Source organism: Hymenobacter sp. 102 (assembly GCF_049949205.1).
Taxonomy (GTDB): domain Bacteria; phylum Bacteroidota; class Bacteroidia; order Cytophagales; family Hymenobacteraceae; genus Hymenobacter.
In genome coordinates, this window is sequence record NZ_CP188172.1 from 3430031 (window position 1) to 3445000 (window position 14970).

Below are 14970 nucleotides of genomic sequence, written 5' to 3' on the forward strand. Positions count from 1 at the left end.
CCTCCGCCGGGGCCGTTGGGTACAAGGAGTATTCATCCACCCGTAAATCCCACGGCCATGAGCATGAGCAAAAAACAAACCGACCTGACCAACGACCAAACGTCCGTCAACCCGGCTGCCAATACCAAGAAGAAAAGCACGCAGGTACAAAGCCCCAACACCATGGACGTGTCGGCTCACGGCAACACCACCGACGGGGCTTCTGCTGGCGAAGGCGTACACAATATCCGCAACAACCCCCAGGGCAATAACCCTGCCTCCGTAAACAGCGGTAAAGTGGGCAAAGGCGGCGACGCCAAGCACTAGAGGTGAGAACTTAGAGGTTAGAAGTGAGAGCTTAGAACCTCAAAACAAGAAGTGAGACGTTTATTCTGTAACCGATAGGTAGCAGAACGAACGTCTCACTTTTAGCTTCTAGGTTCTCACTTCTAACCTCTAAGCTCTCCATCAAGGCACGACGGTCAGGCGGACTACGCGGGTATCCACGTCGCCTTTGTCGAAGAAGTCCTGCTCAAACAGGATGGTTTTGTTGTCGAGCCAGCGGGGCTGGGTGCAGCCCCACTCGGTTTGCCGCTCCCAGAGCAGGCGCGGGGCTTTGTCATCAAGGCTCCAGAGCTGCAGGCCGCTGGGCTCGAAGCGGGCCAGCACGTCGGAGTTGCCGCACACGAAGTGGCGGCCGTCGGGGGCAATAACGGGCGGGGCCATTAGCTGGGTGCGGCGGCCGCTGCGCTGGTCCACCAGCATGTAGTAGCCGCCTTCGTACAAGTGCACCGATATCAGCCACTGGTGAATGCTGGGCAGCGTGGCCACATACTCATAGGCGATGTTGCGCTCATCCTCGGCCGGGTTGTTCACCAGCCGTACTTCCGGGGCGGCCGTAGGGCGCAGGTGCAACGCCCGGCCAGTGCGCTGAATCCGCTTATCCGCTTTGGCGAGCCGCAGCCGCTCCTCCGCAGCAAAATCCAGAAACGAGTCTTCTTCCTCCGCTGATGCCGGCTTTGATACCACCCAGTCGGGGCTGTGTAGCTGCGCATAGGCGTGCCGGGAAGCCGGATAAATGTGCAGCACCCGGCCAGGCACCTGCACCAAGGTATCAAGGTGCTGGAGCCGGTAGATGCGCGGCGGCTTAGGGGCTGGTGGTGGCGGTAAGGCTACACTGGGCCGCGACTTTTCGGTGGGCTGCATGCGCAACGAACAAGCCGGCAGCGCCACTACCAGGGGTAGGGCAGTAGCTACGGTACGAAACCGAAACATGAGGAGGGAGGTAGACTTGGATCGAAGGGCGCGTCGTTGTCGGGTGGACAGAGAGCGAAAAGAAAAACGCATGCGGAGAGTTCCCGAAAGCGCAAACCCGGCAAAAAGTTTGCGCCGTCCCGGCCGCTGTGGTTTCTACGGGCACGGCAGCGGCCGGGATGTAGCCGAAAAATTAAAAATCCTGCTTCAGCCACTGCCGGAAGCTGGCCTGCTGTTCGGGAGTGGCCGATGGTAATTTTTCCACGGTCACCTTCTGCCAGAATCGGTGGGCCGGGTCGGCGGCCAGCGTCACGGTCAGCAGGCGGTTCTGGCGGAATACGGTTACCTCGTGGTGGTCGGCCCCGTCGCTGAGCAGGCTGTGCAGGTTCAACTCCACGCGGCGGCCGTTAATGGCCACAATTTCGTCATCCACCGTCAGGGCCAGGGCAGCAGGGGCGTCGGGCAGAATGTCGGTCACTTCGGTCCGCTCGTTCTTCACCACCGTCCGGAAGCCGTACACGCCCTCCGAGGCCGAGGCATTCTCATCAATGCGCAGGCGGCAGCCCACAAAGCCCAGCACCCGGTTTAGGGGTTCCTCCAGCGGGGCCGTGCCGTAGATGAATTTGTCGAAGTAGGCGTGCATGTCGCGCCCGGCCACTTCTTGCACCAAGCGGGTGTAGTCTTCCTCCGTGTAGCCCATGCCGGTCTGGCCGAATTCCTCCCACAGGCGGCGCATCACGTCGTCGAGGCTGCGCTGGTGGCCCGAGAGCTGGCGCAGGGTGAGGTCGAGCAGCAGCGCCACCAACGCGCCCTTGTGGTACACCGATACCTTACGGTCGGGTACGCCGGGCTTGTAGCCGTCCAGCCACAAATCCATGCTGGCATCGGCCACGGAGAGGTGGTAGCGGCCGTAGTCGTCGTAGTGCTTGCGCAGCACGGTGTTCAGCTCGGCAAAGTACTGCTCGGCAGCGCGCACACCAGCCCGGGCCAGCAGGTACTCGCCATAGTAGGTGGTAATGCCCTCGGCAATAAAGCAGGTGCGGAAGTAATTCTCGCGGGCATAGTCGTAGGGCTGCATCTCAGCCGGCCGGATGCTCTTGATATTCCAGGCGTGGAACAGCTCGTGGCAGCTCACGCCCAGCAGCTCCTTATACAGCCCTTCGCTCATCAGCAGCTCGGCCGGGCCCAGCACAATAACGGTGGAGTTGAGGTGCTCCACGCCGTGGTAGTGCTTGTAGGGTAGAATCTGGTTGAGGAAGTGGTAGTCCCGGGCCGGAAACGAGCCGAACAGCTGCAGCTGCTCCTCGCTGAAGGCCCGAAAATCCTGCACCAGCCGCGCCCAATCCACCGGGCACTCGCCCTGAATCCAGATGTAGAAGGGCAGCCCGTTCACCTCGTAGTTGCGGTACTGCAAAGTAGGGCTGGCAATCAGGGGCGAATCGGCCAGGTGGTCGAAGCTGCGGGCTTCCAGCAGGTTGGGGCCGCGCTGGGGCAGGCCGCAGGCCAGCTGCCAGCCTTCGGGCAGATCCAGCATCAGCTGGCTGGTTTCCTGTTGCCGGCCTTCCACGTACATCAGCGCCTGCACCGGGTTCAGGTACAACTGGGTTTCATCGAGCCAGGAGCCGCCGGCGTCCATCTGGTGGGCGTAGAAGTTGTAGCGCACCCGCACCGTGCGGCCCGCTGCCCCGCTCAACTGCCACCGGTCCTTCGTGATTTTGCGGCTCGGCAGCGTCTCGCCGGAGGCCGCATCCTCCAGTACCACGTGCTGCAGCTTCTGGGCGAAGTTTTGCAGCTCGTATCGCCCCGGCCGCCAGGCGGGCAGTTGCAGTTCCACCGGCGCCTCGGTGCCGGCCGGCACCTCGAACGTCATCTGAATTTGCAGGTAAAACGTGAGCGGATTCTCGAAGGAAACGTGGTAGTGAATCATAGAAAGAGGTGGCCTAAGCTTTAGCTTGGGCCGGGGTTTGCTTGGGGGCAGCCAGCAGGTACAGAGCGTTATCTTAGAAGCAGAAACGAGCTCTACACGCCCGCCGCCCGCAAAAGCTTCCCCTGCATGAGTTTTTACCAGCGCAATTTACCGCACTTTGTGCCACCAGGCGCTACCTTGTTCATCACTTTTCGGCTCGAAGGTTCCCTGCCTGTCACAGTGTTGCATCGATTTCTGCAAGAAGCTGACGAGCAAATCCGACGGCTGCACCGGGAGATACCCCAGCCCATCCAACAGCGGGAAGCGCTGCTAGATCTGCACAAGCGCCAGTTTAAGCGGCTGGATGCCTACCTAGATACCTGCCAAGACGGTCCGCATTGGCTGCGGCAACCGGCTATTGCCGGCATTGTGGCGGATGAGATGCATCGGTTGTCGGAACTGGCGGTGCAGGTATGGTGCTTCTGCGTGATGTCGAATCATGTGCATCTCGTGGTGCAGCTCCCACCGCAGCCCAATTTCTCGTATCCCCGCATGATGCAGCGGCTGAAGGGCAGAACAGCCTTAGCCGCAAATCGGCTATTGAAGCGCACAGGTGGGTTTTGGCAGCACGAAAGTTACGACCACTTGGTGCAACGTCCGGGTGAGTTGGAGCGCGTCATGGCGTACACGCTGGATAACCCCGTGCGCGCTGGTCTGGTAGCAGAAGCCACTGAGTGGCCGTATTCCTATCTACGGCCCGACTGGTAGTGGTTCAAGCTTTAGCTTAAACCGAATGCGTAATGATGAATGCTGTTGACTATCAATATAATAACGTATGCCCTGTGTTTTCCTTACGGTTCAAGCTGAAGCTTGAACCACATTCAGTGACGCAGGCTTGTCAATTCCAACTCAACCTGTTACCTTTGCCGGCCTAAGTTGTAATAAGAGTCACTTACCCATACCATGAAACGTACTTTTCAGCCCTCGCAGCGCAAGCGCCGCAACAAGCACGGTTTCCGCTCGCGCATGGAAACCGCTAACGGCCGCAGCGTAATCGCTCGTCGTCGTGCCAAAGGCCGCAAGCGCCTGACCGTATCTGACGAAGGTCGTCATAAGCGCTAAGCCGCTGCCGGCGGCTGAATGGCCGCTGCTCCCGCCGATGACGACTCCTGTTTCAACGCCGGGCGCGCGCTCCTACTCGTTTCCGAAAGAAGAACATCTGTGCCGAAAAAAGCTCATTGAAGCGCTTTTCGGTCAGGGTTCTTCTTTTGGTTTATACCCCCTGCGCCTCACCTGGCGGGCCACCGAAGCGCCCACTACCGAGCCGCCGCAGGTACTGGTGAGCGTGAGCAAGCGCAACTTCAAGCGCGCCGTCGACCGCAACTACCTCAAGCGCCTGCTGCGCGAGGCCTACCGCCTCAACAAGTACCGGCTGCTGGAAGCCCCCGGCGGGCATCGGGTGGCCCAGCTCGCTATTATCTATACCGGCAAGGAAAAAAAGCCCTTGACGCTTATCGAAAAGAAATTAACTTCAGGGCTGGAGCGTTTGCTCACCGAGGCCAGTGCAACTGCGGAGGCAGGAGCGGGGTCTTGACAACAAATGCGCTGGGGGGTGGCTTTTCAGGTGTGAAACGCAAACCGACCCTCCGGCCTTCCGTTTAGGGTCGTACAGTTGCCTTCAGCCCCTCTTATGCGCAAAAAATCCTTGGCCGTGGCTGCCCTGCTGGGCGGTGCCGGTCTGCTCGTATCCTTCCGCGCAGCTACCGACAACGAGCGGTACTTCGAAATCGCCAAAAACCTCGACATTTTCGCCACCCTGTTCAAGGAGGTGAATACGTACTACGTAGACGAGATACCCCCGGCCAAGCTAGTGAAAACGGGCATCGACGCCATGTTGAAGTCGCTGGACCCCTACACTAACTACATCCCCGAGGACGACATTGAGGACTTCCGCACTATGACAACCGGCCAGTACGGGGGTATTGGAGCCGTGGTGGTGAAGCGCAACAACAAAACCGTGGTGCAGGCGGCCTACGAAGGCTACCCGGCCCAGAAAGCTGGCCTGCTGCCCGGCGACGAAATCCTGACCATCAACGGCGTGAACGTGGATAAGAAGTCCAACGCCGATATCAGCAAGCTGCTGAAGGGCCAGGCCAACTCCCAGGTGAAACTGATGGTGACCCGCTACGGTCAGGAAGCCCCGGTGGAAATTGCCATTACCCGCGACAAGATTCAGGTCGACAACGTGCCGTACTACGGCATGCTCACGCCCGAAATTGGCTACTTCCAGCTGTCGGGCTTCACGGTGGACGCCGGTAAGGAAGTGCGCTTGGCCGTGGCCAAGCTCAAGGAGCAGGGGGCCAAAAAGCTGGTGTTTGATATCCGGGACAACCCCGGCGGCCTGCTCAACGAGGCTGTGAACATCTCCAACCTGTTCGTGGACAAGGGCAAGGACATTGTAAGCACCAAGGGCAAAGTATCTGACTGGAACAAGACCTACAAAGCCCTTGATGCCCCGCTGGATACCCAGATTCCGATGGTGGTGATTACCTCCAACCGCTCGGCCTCGGCCTCCGAAATCGTGTCGGGGGTGCTGCAGGACTACGACCGGGCCGTGCTGGTAGGGGAGCGGACGTTTGGTAAGGGCCTCGTACAGGCCACCCGCCCGCTGAGCTACAACTCGCAGCTGAAGGTGACCACCGCCAAGTACTACATTCCGAGCGGCCGCTGCATTCAGGAAATCGACTATTCGCACCGCGCCGACGATGGTACGCTGGGCAAAGTGCCCGACTCGCTGCGCACCGCCTTCAAGACCCTGGCCGGCCGCACCGTGTACGACGGCGGCGGCGTGGCCCCCGATGTGGAAGTGGTGGACCGTGAAATTGCCGATATCACCCGGGTACTGCTCCAGAAAAGCTACCTGTTCGATTACGCCACGCGCTACCGCTCGGAGCACGCCACCATTGCGCCCGCCCGCCAGTTCAAGCTTACGGATGCTGACTACCAGAAATTCATCGAATTTCTGAAGAACAAAGACATCAGCTACAGCACCGACGCCGAAAAAGCCCTGGCCGACCTGACCAAGAAGGTGAAGGACGAGAAGCACTACGACGACGTGAAGCTGGAGCTGGAAGCCATGCGCCGCAAGGTGACCACCAACAAAGCCAACGACCTACTGCGCTTCAAACCCGAAATCCGGGAGCTGCTGGAGCAGGAAATTGTGTCGCGCTATTACTTCCAGAAGGGCGGCATTGAGGCCAGCTTCGACGACGACCCGAACATCCTGATGGCGCAGGCCGTCCTCAACGACGCTCCGCGCTACTCGGCGCTGCTGCGGCCCGGCACCCTGGAGGCCAAAGCCCGCCCCGAAGCCAAGCGCAGCACCGCCGGCGGCCGCCAGTAAGCCCACAAATGGAAGTAACAGAAAAAGCAGCCCGATATTGGGTCTGCTTTTTCTGTTTAAACGAAGCCCATCATGAGTACATTGACACTGCGTGCAAAGCATTGGCAGGTTTTTCTGTTGACAGTAATACTGTTGACTATGATGCATTTGACCATTGAAGATCAGATGTTTCTTTCCGGTATAATGGGGGCTGTGGGCTATTGTCTCTATTTCATTTGGTTTGCAGTATTAGGTAACACGCTGTTCCCTCTGTTGCCGCGTGATGCAGATTACAGCCTAACCTGGTTCCTAATAGACATAATCCTAGTTGCCGCTAGCCTATCTGCCTTATTAATCCTAGTAGATAGTCGTTCTTATCAGGCAGAAGGTATAGCTACGTTACCCATGCTGTACATTTTCTTTGCAATGCTTCACGGCCCTTGGTTTTTGGCAGCAGCACTCGTCGCTGTTGAAAAGAAACGCAAACCTGAGTTCGGGTTTTATTTTGGAACATTACTGCTGTTTCTGTTCTGGCCAGTAGGCGTGTGGTTCATTCAGCCTCGCCTCAATAAGCTGCTGGAAGAAGCAGAGTGGGAGAAAAAAGCTCTAGAGGAGTTGGGCACAGAAAAACAAGCATCATAAAGCTTACTGCCGTTGGCCGTACCTTTGCCTTATGTCCAAGTTGCTGCTTTCCCTCGAAACCTCGTCACCGGTGTGCTCGGTGGCGCTGCACCACCTCGAAACGGGCCGGCTGGTCGGTCAGACGGAGCTGCGGCTGGAAAAGTCGCACTCCTCGCACCTGAGTCTGCTCATCAGCCAACTGCTGGAAAATACCCTCCACACGCTGGCAGATGTGGCGGCCGTGGCCGTGTCGGACGGGCCGGGCTCCTACACGGGGCTGCGTATTGGGGCGGCGGCGGCCAAAGGGCTGTGCTACGCGCTGGACATTCCGCTGCTGGCCGTGAGCACGCTGCAGAGCCTGGCCCACCAGGTAGCTGCCGTGACGGCCCGGCCCGAGCAGTACTTCTACTGCCCCATGCTGGATGCCCGTCGGATGGAAGTGTACGCCGGCGTGTACCAAGCTGATGGCGCGGAAGTGCTGGCCCCCACACCGCTGTTGCTCGACGAAACTACCCTGGCCGAACAATTGGCCGGGCAGTCGTTGTTGTTCTTTGGAAACGGGGCGGCCAAGTTCCGTCCGCTGGTAGCCGGGCACCCGCACGCGGCCTTCCTGTCGGGTATTGAACCCTCGGCAGTGGCCGTGGGGGCGCTGGCGCTGGAAGCCTACCGCCGCCAGGAATTTCGCAGCGTAGCCTACTACGAGCCGTTCTATCTGAAGGAAGTGTACATCACCACGCCGAAAAAATAGCTAATAGTGCTTGGTGACTAGCGGTTAATGCTTACTGCCTGGTGCATAGAGAATATGTTCTACCCAAGTATCAAGCACTAGGCACTATCCACCAAGCACCAAGCACTACACCATATGGAACCCCTCTTCGTCAACCGCGTCGCCAATTCCGGCCTCGTTACTTTTAATCTGGAAGACTTCATTCACCCCGGCGAGCGGGTGGTGTATGATATCAAGGACAACCTGTTCCACGGCCTGATGCTGCGCGAAAAGGACTTCCGCGAGTTCATCAAAACCCACGACTGGGCGCAGTACGACGGCCAGAACGTGGCCATTATCTGCTCTACCGATGCCATTGTGCCCACCTGGGCCTACATGCTGTTGGCCAGCAAGCTTCAGAACCACGCTCACCGCTACGTGTTCGGTAACTTGGAGGCCCTGGAGCAGGAGCTGTTTCAGGAGGCCATTGCCGGGGTGGACGCGGAGCAGTTCCGCGACGCCAAGCTGGTTATCAAAGGCTGCGGTGAAAAGCCCGTGCCCACTTACGCCTACGTGGCCATCATGCAGAAGCTGCTGCCGGTAGCGGCTAGCATCATGTACGGCGAGCCATGCAGCACCGTGCCGCTTTACAAGCGCCCCAAGGATAAAGTCGCTGAATAAGCAGACAAAAGATCAACTATCAAACAGGCCCGTCAGTATTACTGACGGGCCTGTTTGTGTATAGTAAAGACCGTCGTGCTGAGCTTGCCGAAGCATCTCTACCGCTTCGTTGAATAAGTCAGGCGAAACGGTAGAGATGCTTCGGCAAGCTCAGCATGACGGTCTGGCGACTTACCAGAACTCATTTTGTACCTTATTTTTCAGAATTTGAGAAATAAGGTACAAAAGTGCCTTTCGTATTTGGCTCCGCCGAAACAGCAGGAAGCAAGCGGAATACTCGGCTAAAAGCCGCCGGCCGGCCGGAATGTGCATCTTTGGCCGCAAATCCTGTTCCTGCATGGCATCACCTTCTGCATCTCCCTACAAAATCAGCGTGCTTACCGGCGTGGCCCTTGTGGTGGCCAATATGGTGGGTACCGGTGTTTTCACCAGCCTGGGCTTTCAGGTAGTCACCATCCAGAGCGGGTTTGCGTTGCTGATGCTGTGGGTGGTGGGGGGCGTAATTGCGCTGTGCGGGGCATTGTGCTACGGTGAGCTGGCGGCGGCCATGCCCCGCTCGGGCGGCGAGTACCACTACCTGTCGCGCATCTACCACCCGGCTTTGGGCTTTTTATCGGGTTGGGTATCGGCCACGGTGGGGTTTGCCGCGCCCACGGCGGCGGCAGCGCTGGCTCTGGAGCGGTACGCCGGCAGCGTGTGGTCCGCGCTGCCGCCGCGTCTGCTGGCGGTGGGCGTGGTGGTGGTGCTCACGGCCGTGCACGCCAGTAGCCGCAAAGCCGGCAGCCGGCTGCAGGTAGTAGTAACGGCCGTGAAGGTGGCCGTGCTGGTGGGCTTCATTGGAGCCGGGCTGGCGCTGGGGCAACCCCAGCCGCTGGCCTTCCTGCCCCAGGGCTCCGCCGACTGGCAGCAGCTGCTGAGCCCGGCGTTTGCTGTCTCCCTGATTTTTGTGTCGTACGCCTATTCCGGCTGGAATGCGGCGGCCTACCTCACGGGCGAGGTACAAAACCCGCAGCGTAATCTGCCCCGCATTCTGCTCACCGGCACGGCGGTGGTGCTGCTGCTGTACGTGGGGCTGAACTTCATTTTCCTGTATTCCACGCCCATTGCCCAGCTGAAAGGGCAGGTAGAGGTAGGCTTCGTGGCGGCTACTTCCCTGTTCGGGGCGGCCGGTGGCCGACTGATGGGCGGGCTGATTGCGGCTCTGTTGGTGTCCACGGTCAGTTCTATGGTGTTTGCCGGGCCCCGCATTGTGCAGGCCATGGGTGAAGATGTGCCTGCCCTGCGGTGGCTGGCCAAGCGCAGCGCCGCCGAGGTGCCGGTGCGGGCCACCCTGTTTCAGGGCGGGCTCACGCTGCTGTTCGTGCTGGTGTCGTCGTTTGCGCAGGTGGTGGTGTATGCCGGCTTCATCCTGAACCTGTTCACGTTTCTGACGGTGCTGGGCCTGTTTGTGCTGCGCCGCCGCGAGCCGGAGATGCCGCGGCCTTACCGCGCCTGGGGCTACCCGCTCACGCCGCTGCTGTTTCTGCTGCTCAACGGCTGGACGCTCTGGTTCATCGCCCGCGACAAACCCACCGAAACGCTCTACGGCCTGGGCACGTTGGTAGTGGGGCTGCTGGTGTACTGGCTCAGCCAGCGCCGGTCCGTGCGGGCCTGACCCTTGCTGCCACCCGTCCCGATGCCTACCCGCTTGCCCGAACCCCCGCAGTCTGCCTGGAAGCAGCGCGCTTACCAGATCATCTTCGAGTCCGACACCCGCGCCGGCCGCAACTTCGATGTGGCTTTGCTGGTAGCCATTGTGCTGAGCGTAGTGGCTGTGATGCTGGAAAGCGTGGCCCCCATCAACCGGGAGTACGGCGCCTATCTGCGGGCGGTGGAGTGGTTTTTTACCGGGCTTTTCCTGCTCGAGTACGCGCTGCGGCTGCTGGTGGTGCGCCGGCCGCTGGCCTACGCCTTCAGCCTGCTGGGCATTATCGACTTCCTGGCCATCGTGCCCACGCTGGCCAGCCTGCTGATTGGCGGCAGCCGGTACCTGCTGGTAATCCGCACGCTGCGGCTGCTGCGGGTGTTTCGCATTTTCAAGCTGGGCCGGTTTGTGGGCGAGGGGGAGTTCATCGTGACGGCCCTCAAGGCCAGCCGCTTCAAAATTCTGGTGTTTCTGGCCGCCGTACTCACGCTGGTAACCGTCATTGGCACGCTCATGTATGTGGTGGAAGGCGGGCAGCACGGTTTCAGCAGCATTCCGAAAAGCATCTACTGGGCCATTGTAACGGTGACTACTGTAGGCTACGGAGACATTTCGCCCGTTACGGTGCTGGGCCAGACGCTGGCTTCGGTACTCATGATTCTGGGATACGCCATCATTGCCGTGCCCACCGGCATCGTATCGGCCCAGATGACCAGCCACCGCCCCGCACCGGCCGCGCCGGTATACAAGCAGGTCGTCTGCCACGTTTGCCATGCTCCCGACCACAAGCCCGAAGCAGAGTACTGCTGGCGGTGCGGCGAAAAACTGTAGGAAGACTATATAAAACGGCTTTTCTTACCTTTCGCCTCTCCTCCACCTTACTTGCTCCTATGCGTTTTTCCCGCGTCCGGCTTTTACTGCCGGCTCTGGTTGCTATCCTGGCAGCCTGTTCCGAACAAAAAACCGCCCGTCAGGAACCCGCTGCTCCCTCCGTAGCCGCCCCCGATACCACGGCCGCCCGGCCCGCCACGCCGGCCGCCTCCGCTACGCCCGATACCTCGGCTACGCACAACGTAGCCGCTTTCCTGGCCGGGCTGCCCGTCAGCCGCCAGAGTGAGCTACGGACCCTCACGGCCCAGCCCGCCTGGCAGGCCTACGCCGCCGACCAAACCAAGAGCTGGACCAATTACCACACCACCCGCACCGCCAAAATTGAGCAGTGGGCCGCCACCGAGCTGGATTCAGTGCGGGCCGCCAGCCCCACGGTGTTTTACCCCTTCAGCGGCCCCGATTTTCTCAACGTCACTACCATGTTTCCCACCAGCACCACCTACGTGCTGATGGGCCTGGAGCCGATTGGTATGGTACCGGACCCGGCTACGCTGGAAAACCCGCGCCTTTTTCCGGCCCTCAAGGCCTCGCTCTGGTCGGTGCTGAACTTTAGCTTCTTCCGCACCAACGACATGGCCGTGGAGCTGAACTCCAAAAAGCCAGACAGCAACACGCTCAACAAAGCCAATTCCCTCGTGAAAACGGCCGAGCGCACCAACCAGCGCGTGAACATCGGGGGGGTGGTGCCGCTGCTGCTGCTGTTCGCTGCCCGCACCGACCACCAGGTGGAAGCCCTGCGCTACGTGCAGCTCACCCCCGAGGGCCAACTCGCCGACGCCGATTCGGCCACTGTGCAAAAACCTGGGCTTAACGTGGTGCCCGGAGTGGAGGTGAAGCTGCGCAGCAAAGCCGGCCAGGAAAAAACCGTGGTGTACCTCTCTGCCGATATCAGCGACTGGAAGCTGGGCCAGACCAAGGATGCCGCCCTGAAGTACGTACGCACCCTCGGTCCGCTTACCACCTACGTGAAGTCTGCTACCTACCTCATGCACAAAAGCTACTTCAGCAAAGTGCGCAACCTCATTCTGGAGCGTAGCAACTACCTGCTGCAGGATGATTCGGGCATTGCCATGAAGTACTTTAAGCCGGCCGACTGGCAGTTTACCTACTATGGCACCTACAAGCGGCCCATCAACCTGTTCGCCAAGCAGTACCAGCCCGCCCTTACCGCCGCCTATACCGATAAGGCCAATCCGCCGCGCCCCCTGCCATTCGGCACCGGCTATAACTGGCGTCAGAACGATTCCAACCTGCTGCTGGCCCGTCGGCAGCAACCGGTGCAGCCGTAAGCCACTCCTATATATAGAGTGGCGGCTCCAAGCTGCCAAAGCTCTCGAAAGTAGTTGTTAGGCTCACACTGCTAAACTAAAACTCGGTATCATTTATAAGAGCTGAAAACCAAGCTTACCCGAAAGCCGCTTCCTGTCAGGAGGCGGCTTTCGTCGTTTTCCGCCGCCCGTTGCGGGGTAGGGGAGAGGTTTTAGCGTATCTTTTCTCTATGATTCGATTTGCTGCGCTGTTGGTAACTGGGGCGCTGGGCGCTGCCTTCGCCCTTCTTCCAGCCGATCCACGACCCCTTTCCATACCCGCCGCACCTGCCGACAGCCCCTTACTGGATAGTCTGCTGCACTCCGATGCCCGCCTGCTGCCGGTGGTCAACCGCGCTAAAGCCTACGAACTGCAAATCATCTATACCCAGATCAACCGCGACGCGCAGCTACGCCCCACGTTCGTGCAGCACAGCTTCCGGCTCGATGCCCGCCAGTACTTCAATCCGGCCAGCTTGGTGAAGCTGCCCACGGCAGTTCTCTCCCTCGAGAAGCTCAACGACCTGCACCAGCCCGGCCTCACCCGCCGCTCGCCTATGCAAACCGGCACGGCCTTCCGCTGTCAGACGCCCGCCCCCTACAACCCCGCGCCCGATTCCGACCGGGTAAATACCGTGGGTAATTACATCAAGCGGATGCTGCTCGTCAGCGACAACCAAGCCTACAACCGCCTCTACGAATTTCTGGGGCAGGGCCCGCTCAACGCCCGCTTGGCCGAGCTGGGCTTTCCCGAAACGCGTATCGTCCGCCGTTTCGCCCCCTGCGACACGGCCGCCAACCGCCACACCAATCCGCTGGAGTTCCGCCACGCCGCTACCGGTGAAACGGTGTACCGGCAGCCCGCGGCGTACAATGCCCAAGCGCTTACGTTCCCGCTCGGCCGCATCACCAAAGGCCGCGCCTACCAGGCCAGTGGCCGCATCATCCCGCAACCCTACGATTTCACCACGGCCAGCTATCTGCCGCTGCAATCCGTCACCGACCTGCTACGGCTGGTGCTGTTCCCCGCCGCCGCGCCCGCCGCCCAACGTCTGCATCTCGCCCCCGATGATTACGCGTTCCTGCGCTACTACCTCCACCACACGCCACACAGCTCTCTATATAGTATGTATACCGGCAGCCGCTATTTCGACGCCTATAAGAAGTACCTCTATTACGGCCGCCGGCCAACTACTACCCCGGAGGCTGGCCTACGCATCTATAATATAGTAGGCATGTCCCACGGCTACCTGGCCGATGTAGCCTACTTTGCCGATTCCACCCGGCAAACGGAATTTATGCTGAGCGCCGTGCTCTACGTCAACCAGGATGGCATCATCAACGACGGTGCCTACGAGTACGACTCAGTAGGATTACCCTTCTTAGCGGCACTAGGCCAAACAATCCATCAGTACGAAGCCCGTCGCCCCCGCCCAGTCCGCGCCCTACCGGTCGATTTCACCACAACAGAGGTGATCCGCTAAACCACCCAGCAAGTAGCCCTAAAACTAATCTCGCTGATACTGTGGCAGAACAGGCGGATCAGCGGGCCTTGAACGGGTTTTTTGGCCCCGGGGTTTGGAAATCCGGGCGCAACCCGCCACTTTTGCACTCCCAATCCGAAACGCGGAGCGGGCCGCTGCCACCCCCTTCGGGCCACCAGCGCGAAACGTCTTCTTCGCCTGCGGGCCCTTTTAGTCGCCCACGGCTTTCCGTATGAAAGGCTCGGTGAAAAAAAAAGTTAGCCACCGGGGTTGCACAAGTCAGCAAGAAGTTGCTACCTTTGCACCCCGCTTCAACCGGAGGCGCTGTACCGGAGCTGAAACCGCAAAACTTTTTTCGGTCAGGTTCTTGGAAAAAGGCAGAACAGCATCGTACCTTTGCAGCCCGGTTTCGAACGAGAAACGGGCACGGGAAACCGGAAAACGAAGAAAAGAGCGAAAAACTTTTTCTTCCCCGGTTCTTGGAAAAAGCAAAAACGGTGTTACCTTTGCAGCCCGCTTCAACCGGAAGCGAGTCACACTGAAAACCAAATGCTTTGCGAAGTTCGCTTCGAAAAAAAAGTTTTTCAGAAAGGCTTGCAGAAAGCAAAAAGCTGCTTACCTTTGCAACCCGCTTCGATCGGAAGGGGTTACCAACACGAATACTGCGCCGCTTGCGAGCGGCCCACGGTTACTTCCACTGCGAAGTGACAGACGTTCTTTGAATGACTGGAAAAGACAAAAACGGTAAGCGGCTTCGCTTCCGAGTAATCGGAATAACGAAGTCGGTTTTACAGGTTTTCAAGCGAATCATGGGATGAGCCCACCAAGAGCTCGTCAACATATACGAGTCGGATCAGCACTTGACATCAGCCAGGCTTCGGCCTGGTGAAGAAATTTCTTACAATGGAGAGTTTGATCCTGGCTCAGGATGAACGCTAGCGGCAGGCCTAATACATGCAAGTCGAACGGGCGGTAGCAATACCGCTAGTGGCGCACGGGTGCGTAACGCGTAACCAACCTGCCCTTGACTGGGGGATAGCCCGCCGAAAGGCGGATTAATACCGCATAACCTCGC

14 protein-coding genes and 1 rRNA gene (1 of these 15 running past the window's edge) are annotated in these 14970 nt (G+C 59.4%); 13 read left to right on the forward strand and 2 right to left on the reverse strand.

Annotated elements, in window-relative coordinates; all coding sequences use genetic code 11:
- The first annotated feature begins 63 nt into the window (after window positions 1-63).
- Window positions 64-306, forward strand: coding sequence for a hypothetical protein (locus tag ACN19L_RS14715; RefSeq protein WP_426490248.1), 243 nt, complete (start codon window positions 64-66; stop codon window positions 304-306).
- Between the two features lie 141 nt (window positions 307-447).
- Here ACN19L_RS14715 and ACN19L_RS14720 read toward each other — a convergent pair whose 3' ends face one another.
- The gene (locus ACN19L_RS14720; RefSeq protein ID WP_426490249.1) at window positions 448-1254 is read right to left on the reverse strand and encodes a hypothetical protein; all 807 of its coding nucleotides are present in this window, start codon (window positions 1252-1254) and stop codon (window positions 448-450) included.
- Between the two features lie 172 nt (window positions 1255-1426).
- A complete protein-coding gene (locus ACN19L_RS14725; protein WP_426490250.1) occupies window positions 1427-3160 on the reverse strand; it encodes a M61 family metallopeptidase in 1734 nt (577 codons plus the stop codon).
- A 219-nt stretch (window positions 3161-3379) separates the two neighbouring features.
- Between ACN19L_RS14725 and ACN19L_RS14730 the strand changes: the two genes are divergently transcribed.
- The 12 genes from ACN19L_RS14730 to ACN19L_RS14785 form a co-directional block, all read left to right on the forward strand.
- On the forward strand, window positions 3380-3907 hold the full coding sequence (locus ACN19L_RS14730) for a transposase (protein WP_426490251.1): 528 nt from the start codon (window positions 3380-3382) through the stop codon (window positions 3905-3907).
- Window positions 3908-4102: 195 nt separating this feature from the next.
- Window positions 4103-4261 carry a 50S ribosomal protein L34 gene (rpmH, locus tag ACN19L_RS14735; protein ID WP_045689549.1) on the forward strand — a complete coding sequence of 53 codons (159 nt, stop codon included), beginning with the start codon at window positions 4103-4105 and terminating at the stop codon, window positions 4259-4261.
- Between the two features lie 37 nt (window positions 4262-4298).
- Entirely contained in the window at window positions 4299-4733 is a 435-nt protein-coding gene (locus ACN19L_RS14740) for a ribonuclease P protein component (RefSeq protein ID WP_426490252.1), read from the forward strand.
- A 96-nt stretch (window positions 4734-4829) separates the two neighbouring features.
- Entirely contained in the window at window positions 4830-6542 is a 1713-nt protein-coding gene (locus tag ACN19L_RS14745) for a S41 family peptidase (RefSeq protein ID WP_426490253.1), read from the forward strand.
- Between the two features lie 72 nt (window positions 6543-6614).
- Window positions 6615-7163 (forward strand): hypothetical protein, encoded by a 549-nt coding sequence (locus ACN19L_RS14750; RefSeq protein ID WP_426490254.1) that lies wholly within the window; start codon window positions 6615-6617, stop codon window positions 7161-7163.
- Window positions 7164-7194: 31 nt separating this feature from the next.
- Entirely contained in the window at window positions 7195-7890 is a 696-nt protein-coding gene (gene tsaB / locus ACN19L_RS14755; protein WP_426490255.1) for a tRNA (adenosine(37)-N6)-threonylcarbamoyltransferase complex dimerization subunit type 1 TsaB, read from the forward strand.
- 114 nt (window positions 7891-8004) lie between these two features.
- On the forward strand, window positions 8005-8529 hold the full coding sequence (locus tag ACN19L_RS14760; protein ID WP_426490256.1) for a DUF2480 family protein: 525 nt from the start codon (window positions 8005-8007) through the stop codon (window positions 8527-8529).
- Window positions 8530-8866: 337 nt separating this feature from the next.
- The gene (locus tag ACN19L_RS14765; RefSeq protein ID WP_426490257.1) at window positions 8867-10183 is read left to right on the forward strand and encodes an APC family permease; all 1317 of its coding nucleotides are present in this window, start codon (window positions 8867-8869) and stop codon (window positions 10181-10183) included.
- Window positions 10184-10204: 21 nt separating this feature from the next.
- Window positions 10205-11044 carry an ion transporter gene (locus ACN19L_RS14770; RefSeq protein WP_426490258.1) on the forward strand — a complete coding sequence of 280 codons (840 nt, stop codon included), beginning with the start codon at window positions 10205-10207 and terminating at the stop codon, window positions 11042-11044.
- 59 nt (window positions 11045-11103) lie between these two features.
- Complete coding sequence (locus tag ACN19L_RS14775; RefSeq protein WP_426490259.1) at window positions 11104-12393, forward strand: hypothetical protein; 1290 nt, start codon at window positions 11104-11106, stop codon at window positions 12391-12393.
- A 209-nt stretch (window positions 12394-12602) separates the two neighbouring features.
- Window positions 12603-13895 (forward strand): serine hydrolase, encoded by a 1293-nt coding sequence (locus tag ACN19L_RS14780; RefSeq protein ID WP_426490260.1) that lies wholly within the window; start codon window positions 12603-12605, stop codon window positions 13893-13895.
- A gap of 900 nt (window positions 13896-14795) precedes the next feature.
- A 16S ribosomal RNA gene (locus ACN19L_RS14785) occupies window positions 14796-14970 on the forward strand; it runs 1340 nt beyond the window's last position.

What these genes read in the sequence shown, in the direction of transcription:
- ACN19L_RS14715 (WP_426490248.1), top strand. Translation starts at nt 64, where the DNA reads ATGAGCAAAAAACAAACCGACCTGACCAACGACCAAACGTCCGTCAAC.
- ACN19L_RS14720 (WP_426490249.1), bottom strand. Translation starts at nt 1,254, where the DNA reads ATGTTTCGGTTTCGTACCGTAGCTACTGCCCTACCCCTGGTAGTGGCG.
- ACN19L_RS14725 (WP_426490250.1), bottom strand. Translation starts at nt 3,160, where the DNA reads ATGATTCACTACCACGTTTCCTTCGAGAATCCGCTCACGTTTTACCTG.
- rpmH (WP_045689549.1), top strand. Translation starts at nt 4,103, where the DNA reads ATGAAACGTACTTTTCAGCCCTCGCAGCGCAAGCGCCGCAACAAGCAC.
- ACN19L_RS14740 (WP_426490252.1), top strand. Translation starts at nt 4,299, where the DNA reads ATGACGACTCCTGTTTCAACGCCGGGCGCGCGCTCCTACTCGTTTCCG.
- ACN19L_RS14745 (WP_426490253.1), top strand. Translation starts at nt 4,830, where the DNA reads ATGCGCAAAAAATCCTTGGCCGTGGCTGCCCTGCTGGGCGGTGCCGGT.
- ACN19L_RS14750 (WP_426490254.1), top strand. Translation starts at nt 6,615, where the DNA reads ATGAGTACATTGACACTGCGTGCAAAGCATTGGCAGGTTTTTCTGTTG.
- tsaB (WP_426490255.1), top strand. Translation starts at nt 7,195, where the DNA reads ATGTCCAAGTTGCTGCTTTCCCTCGAAACCTCGTCACCGGTGTGCTCG.
- ACN19L_RS14760 (WP_426490256.1), top strand. Translation starts at nt 8,005, where the DNA reads ATGGAACCCCTCTTCGTCAACCGCGTCGCCAATTCCGGCCTCGTTACT.
- ACN19L_RS14765 (WP_426490257.1), top strand. Translation starts at nt 8,867, where the DNA reads ATGGCATCACCTTCTGCATCTCCCTACAAAATCAGCGTGCTTACCGGC.
- ACN19L_RS14770 (WP_426490258.1), top strand. Translation starts at nt 10,205, where the DNA reads ATGCCTACCCGCTTGCCCGAACCCCCGCAGTCTGCCTGGAAGCAGCGC.
- ACN19L_RS14775 (WP_426490259.1), top strand. Translation starts at nt 11,104, where the DNA reads ATGCGTTTTTCCCGCGTCCGGCTTTTACTGCCGGCTCTGGTTGCTATC.
- ACN19L_RS14780 (WP_426490260.1), top strand. Translation starts at nt 12,603, where the DNA reads ATGATTCGATTTGCTGCGCTGTTGGTAACTGGGGCGCTGGGCGCTGCC.